Raw genomic sequence first — 4,943 nt, forward strand, 5'->3', positions numbered from 1 at the left:
CGCCAAGTTCAGAATCGGCGCCGTGCTTGCCCTTCAATCAGGGCAAATCTAGCCACCAGCACTCGTCCGAGTCACCCCGGCATCTTCCGACAAAGCAACTCCCGCCCACCCGCTTTCACGCCGGCCGCGTCACCGCGACAGCACGCCCGAAGCCAGATTTACGCGGGTTCAGACAGCCATCGACAACTGGCGCGATGTGAACAGAATGCGTCTTCCCCTGATAGTGGATGGGCGCGGTACGCGGTATCTTGGCCAGGCTGAACCAGGGCCAGTTCATCAAATCGACCGGCGCGCGCGGACGTGCGTGCTCGAGCATCGCCGGCACCGGACGATCGTCGCTCATTGCGAAACTGGCCGAGCCGGACGTCCTGGCCCGCGGGCAACGCTGGTGCCGGGATCAGAGGTAGATTGACGAGCACCGGATTCGGCCCAAGCCTGCAGATCAGCCAGCCGATAGACAACCCGGCCGCCGATCTTGCGATAGGCGGGGCCACTGCCGAAGCAGCGATGTTTCTCCAGCGTTCGGCCTGACAGACCCAGAAACCGTGCCGCTTCCGGTGTTCGCAGATAGCGTTGCGGCAGATTAGGTAGCGTATCCTGTTGCATGGGGCGATCTCCGTCGAGCGGCCGGCCATCGGCTCGCGTTGCGACGCAGGATCGGCGTTCCTCCGCACATTGCTCAGGGCCATTTTCAGGGGAGGGCCAAAATCGGCCAGGAAGAGGCCCGCACGACGGATCTGCGTTGTGGAGCGACGGCGACAATTCTGGTCGTAACAGGTGGATGCACGTCTCGGCCTGACGAGGCGAAGTCCGTCGACGGCATCATCCGAACGGGGACAACGGGGACATCGGCACGTTTTGGCAGTGGCAGGCCGGATCAGGTCAGACGGGGCGCTTTCAGCAGTCTAAAAGCGGCACCGTCGCGCCAGCGGCGGGCGGTCGCAATAAGGGTTCGAACGCGACTACGGGCACCACTGTCCTCCCAGGCGCCCGGCGGCTCGCCGAACAGGGCACGGTGGACGTCCCGCTCACTTGCGCGGGTGGCGGCGAGGTCGAGTGCCCATGCCATGTAGGCAATCTTTAACCCGCGCGGATGCGGTTTCGAACTCGAGAGGCTTGAAGCGGCCGGAACATGCGGACGGGCAGCAAACCTCCAGAACACGTGGGCGGCTTCCAACCGCTCCGAATGCCAAGCATCCCAGAGAACGACCGGTGCCAGCGGGGTATCCAGCGGTGGCGGATCACGAGATTGGAAAATCAGATGATGACGCACGCTGGCCGACGGCGCCACGACGAGATGATAGCCGTCCGGCGTCGGACGGCCGATGTAACGGGTGCCCCAAACATCTGGGTTAAACCGGACCTGCGATGCGCCTGTCGTTTCATGAACGTCGACGACACGGACATGAACGACACGAGCGGTGGCGTCGGCCGTCCAAAATAGCATGGCAATGTCACCCGTCGTGTCGGGGGATTCCAGGAAATCGCAACCTCCAGCGCGCGCAGAGCGACAATGGCGCTTCCGGCTGGGCGTCATGCGCGCGCTCTACCGCCGCCGCGTAATCCTTTTGGTACGCGGCACTGCGTCGAACCAGCTCCCAGACCAGACCGTCCGGCGATAGGCTTTCAATATACCGATACCGGGCGGCCAGCCGCTCTCGCGTGAATGGCCGCATCTCGTGTCCCCACCGTGACAGCACTTCTGCCCCGTTAATCAATTCGACTTCGGGTTGCCGCGCGACTTCGCAACTCCGTGACTAACAAAGTCACTCATCAACTTTTCGTGATGACTGCGGCATGATCCGCGTATGCAACCAACAGGTCGGACGCGCTACGGGTTGTTCTGAACGTTGCCGGTCTGAAGTAGTTGCCGCCAGCCTGAATTTGCCATCCATCTCGCGCGTGCAAGATGCGTTTCGTAGGCTCGCTTCGCACGGTCGCGCTCCTTTGCCGGATCGATCAGGAGCGCCTCACGGGCGACATCGTCCCACGGCACTTGATCACGCTCGGCGTCGAGCAGGATAACATAATGGATCACATGGAGTTCGTCATAGGGTGTCAGACGATCAGACACCGGTGCCTCATCGGCGATGGGCGCGTCGAAGCTGGGTTTGCGCATTTACATGTCCTTCTCGGCGAGATTTTTTCGCCCTGCCAAAACTTTCACAACCAGATGGATTGCGGCGGGGAAGGTGAAGCGCATCGCGGTCCGTCTGGCAACTCGCGTATTATAATGCGTAGCGCCGAAATACGCGATTGCGCTCCATCCTTTGGATGGACATTCGGAAGCTTTTCGGAGCGAATCTGCGGCGCGCGCGACTGAAGGCAAAGCTCAGTCAGGAGGCGGTGGCGGTGACGCTGGGTGTCGATCGCGCCTATGTCAGCAGCATGGAGCTGGGCAAACAGAATGTGACACTGTTGTCGTTATGGGCTGTCTGCGAAGGATTGAAGGTATCGCCCGCCAGCCTGTTCGACGAGACGGTTGCGCCAGTAGCCGAGCAACACGAACCAAAGCCATTGAAGTCACCGGCAGCGGCCCCTCGGAAACGCCAGCGCCGTACCCGCAAGCCCTCCGGCGGCTGATCGCAGACGAAACGCCCCGCCCATCCGGGCGGGGCGTTGTGGTGCTGGCTTCAGCGTGACCAAATCAGATTGTAGCTGCCTTCCGGCTCGACCTCGACCAGGCTGGCGTAGATCGGTTGCGGAAAGCTGGGGTCGTCGAGTTTGATCGAGAGGTATTCGCGCCCGGTCTCCTTGGCCTTGCGGCTCCAGGCGGCGCCCAGCTCGACGTTGCCCGCGGCGAAAACTCTGAAGTCAGGGGCTTTGTCGGTGCCGTTCTCGGCGGGAACCAGTCGCGCCTTGGCGTTGATGCTGAGGGTCCGGACGGTGCCGCTGTAGCCATTCGCGTCCTTGGTGAAGTTGCCGATGATCGCCATGGTCGTTCTCCTTGCTTGAGTTGTCGGGGCCACCCCGTGCGGCCTCGATGGCGGTCCTGCAGCCGGAAGGCGATCGACCCGCACCGCTCGCGGCCGCAGCGCAGCGGAGGACGGCGCGGCGAGAGTTTCTTGCCTCGCGAGGAATGCCGCTCTTGAGCCGGGGTCCCCACGCAGCCTCCTGCGTGGGGTGGCGGCGGCAGGGGAAGAAAGTCGCAGCAGCGCCGTTGCGGGCAGGCGATCGGCTTTCGGCTAGATCCGCCAATCACGAGGCCGAACGGGTGGCAACGCGCCAAGCCTCAAGGAGAGGATGGCGAATCCAGTCGGCAGAGATCAAGGTGTCACGATGGCACGGCAGCGCCGGATGAGTTAGCCATGTCCGGTAGACTATTCTCCGCCCAGGCGACGGGAAGCCAACGCGGAAGGTTCAGCAAGGATCGAAGTAGTGGAAGGATGGGAGGACGCAGGGTGAGATGTATGAGCAAGTAGTCCGTTCCAACCGCGGCTGACTGTAGTTCTGGATCTGCGCGGCCTCGCTCCGGCGTTCCTCGGCACCGCGGTGCTGGCCGGCAGCACGGTTTCCGAGCCGCAGCCCTTTTCATCTTGACAAACTTAATATTTCCATTATTTTAGAGAAATGGAGAAGTTAGACGCCATAGCTGCTTTGAGCGCGCTTGCACAGGAAACACGCCTCGATCTATTCCGGCTGCTGGTGCAGACTGGCCCTGAGGGCATTGCCGCCGGAAACATCGGCGAACGGTTGGGCCTGCCCTCGGCAACATTGTCGTTTCATTTGAGCCAGCTTAGGCAAGCCGGTCTGGTGACGTTTCGCCGGGAAGGACGGTCGCTGATTTATTCGGCCGAATACAGCGCCATGAATACGCTGCTAGATTATCTCACCGAAAACTGCTGCCGGGGCGTTACCTCCGGCTGCGGCGTCAGCGACGGCTCGATTGTTGTCAACATCAACAAAGGAACCCGCCAATGAAACGCATGCATGTCCATGTGTCCGTCGCCGACATCGCCCAGTCTGTCCGGTTCTACAGCTCATTGTTCGCGGCTGAACCATCCGTTACCAAGCCCGATTACGCGAAGTGGATGCTAAACGATCCCCTGGTAAATTTTGCAATTTCGACGCGGAGCGGCGAGACAGGGATTGATCACCTCGGTATTCAGGCTGAGACGCATGACGAATTGCAGGAAGTCTACGAACGCCTGCAACAGGTCAACCGGCCGCTACTGGAAAAGGGCGCGACGACCTGTTGTTACGCCAACTCCGAAAAGTCTTGGATTACCGATCCTCAAGGGCTGTCTTGGGAAACTTTCCTGACCTCAGGCGAAAGCACGGTTTACGGCGACAGCGCGAATATTGGCCGAATCCGCATCAAGGCCGACGTTTGCTGCAAACCGGAAAAACCGCAAGACGCGGGCTGCGGTACTGGGACGGATCATTTGAACGATACGTGACGCTATGGGTCACGCGTCGTATTTTTGGCGTAGTGCGGAATGAGAATGGGAGAGTCGGATGACGAGTATTGAAAGCCTGTGTTGCCGCGATCCGCTACCCGACAGCCCTCCCTCTGGACTTCAGATTCTGCGGGCGATCGTGCGTCTCACGAGGTCCCTCGAGAGGCACCTGTGGGAGCGGGCTCGTGCGGATGCACGAGGCCAGATGCGGCGGCTCGCGCGGATCGACCACCGGTTCGAGCATGACATCTTCTTCGATTGAAAGCTGACCTGCGCGTGCCGGTGGATTACGATCATGCGGCAAACCTAACCCATCTTTAGCACTAAACCGATCATAACCTGCAACGAACACGCGCAACTCATTGATATTGCCTACTTTCAATTTTGTTTTTATTTGTAGTGCCATAATATTATTCATAACCCCTTGACGCCCCGCGGCGCCAACCTCATGTCTCGACAATGTTTATCCGCAAAACAAAAACTCGGAATAAGTCCGATAACGAAACATACTTCACCTACCGCCTCGTCGCCTCCGAGCGCACC

At 60.3% G+C, this 4,943-nt stretch carries 10 protein-coding genes; 3 read left to right on the forward strand and 7 right to left on the reverse strand.

Annotated features, from left to right (window positions below; translation table 11 throughout):
* Positions 1-115: 115 nt before the first annotated feature.
* The 5 genes from B7X49_RS18030 to B7X49_RS18045 form a co-directional block, all read right to left on the reverse strand.
* The gene (locus tag B7X49_RS18030) at positions 116-343 is read right to left on the reverse strand and encodes a replication initiator protein A (protein ID WP_286840519.1); all 228 of its coding nucleotides are present in this window, start codon (positions 341-343) and stop codon (positions 116-118) included.
* Complete coding sequence (locus B7X49_RS18035; RefSeq protein ID WP_286840521.1) at positions 340-606, reverse strand: AlpA family transcriptional regulator; 267 nt, start codon at positions 604-606, stop codon at positions 340-342. The genes B7X49_RS18030 and B7X49_RS18035 overlap by 4 nt, the downstream gene beginning before the upstream one ends.
* A 271-nt stretch (positions 607-877) precedes the next feature.
* The gene (locus tag B7X49_RS18040) at positions 878-1,447 is read right to left on the reverse strand and encodes a DNA -binding domain-containing protein (protein WP_286840523.1); all 570 of its coding nucleotides are present in this window, start codon (positions 1,445-1,447) and stop codon (positions 878-880) included.
* A 7-nt stretch (positions 1,448-1,454) separates the two neighbouring features.
* Positions 1,455-1,676: a transcriptional regulator domain-containing protein gene (locus B7X49_RS18885; RefSeq protein ID WP_353737270.1), complete on the reverse strand. Its 222-nt coding sequence runs from the start codon at positions 1,674-1,676 to the stop codon at positions 1,455-1,457.
* Between the two features lie 155 nt (positions 1,677-1,831).
* Positions 1,832-2,119: a DUF2285 domain-containing protein gene (locus tag B7X49_RS18045; protein ID WP_286840525.1), complete on the reverse strand. Its 288-nt coding sequence runs from the start codon at positions 2,117-2,119 to the stop codon at positions 1,832-1,834.
* Between the two features lie 155 nt (positions 2,120-2,274).
* On the opposite strand from B7X49_RS18045, the gene B7X49_RS18050 reads away from it, so the two are divergent.
* The gene (locus tag B7X49_RS18050; protein WP_286840526.1) at positions 2,275-2,583 is read left to right on the forward strand and encodes a helix-turn-helix domain-containing protein; all 309 of its coding nucleotides are present in this window, start codon (positions 2,275-2,277) and stop codon (positions 2,581-2,583) included.
* A 50-nt stretch (positions 2,584-2,633) separates the two neighbouring features.
* On the opposite strand, the gene B7X49_RS18055 is transcribed toward B7X49_RS18050, so the two are convergent.
* Positions 2,634-2,936 carry a DUF736 domain-containing protein gene (locus tag B7X49_RS18055; RefSeq protein ID WP_286840527.1) on the reverse strand — a complete coding sequence of 101 codons (303 nt, stop codon included), beginning with the start codon at positions 2,934-2,936 and terminating at the stop codon, positions 2,634-2,636.
* A gap of 634 nt (positions 2,937-3,570) precedes the next feature.
* Here B7X49_RS18055 and B7X49_RS18060 point away from each other — a divergent pair.
* Positions 3,571-3,921, forward strand: a complete 351-nt coding sequence (locus B7X49_RS18060; protein ID WP_286840529.1) for a helix-turn-helix transcriptional regulator — start codon at positions 3,571-3,573, stop codon at positions 3,919-3,921.
* Positions 3,918-4,400 (forward strand): ArsI/CadI family heavy metal resistance metalloenzyme, encoded by a 483-nt coding sequence (locus B7X49_RS18065; RefSeq protein ID WP_286840531.1) that lies wholly within the window; start codon positions 3,918-3,920, stop codon positions 4,398-4,400. Before B7X49_RS18060 ends, B7X49_RS18065 begins: the two co-directional genes overlap by 4 nt.
* Before the next feature lie 94 nt (positions 4,401-4,494).
* On the opposite strand, the gene B7X49_RS18070 is transcribed toward B7X49_RS18065, so the two are convergent.
* The gene (locus B7X49_RS18070; RefSeq protein ID WP_286840533.1) at positions 4,495-4,818 is read right to left on the reverse strand and encodes a hypothetical protein; all 324 of its coding nucleotides are present in this window, start codon (positions 4,816-4,818) and stop codon (positions 4,495-4,497) included.
* Positions 4,819-4,943 lie beyond the last annotated feature (125 nt).

Source organism: Acidiphilium sp. 34-64-41 (assembly GCF_002282635.1).
Lineage (GTDB): Bacteria > Pseudomonadota > Alphaproteobacteria > Acetobacterales > Acetobacteraceae > Acidiphilium > Acidiphilium rubrum.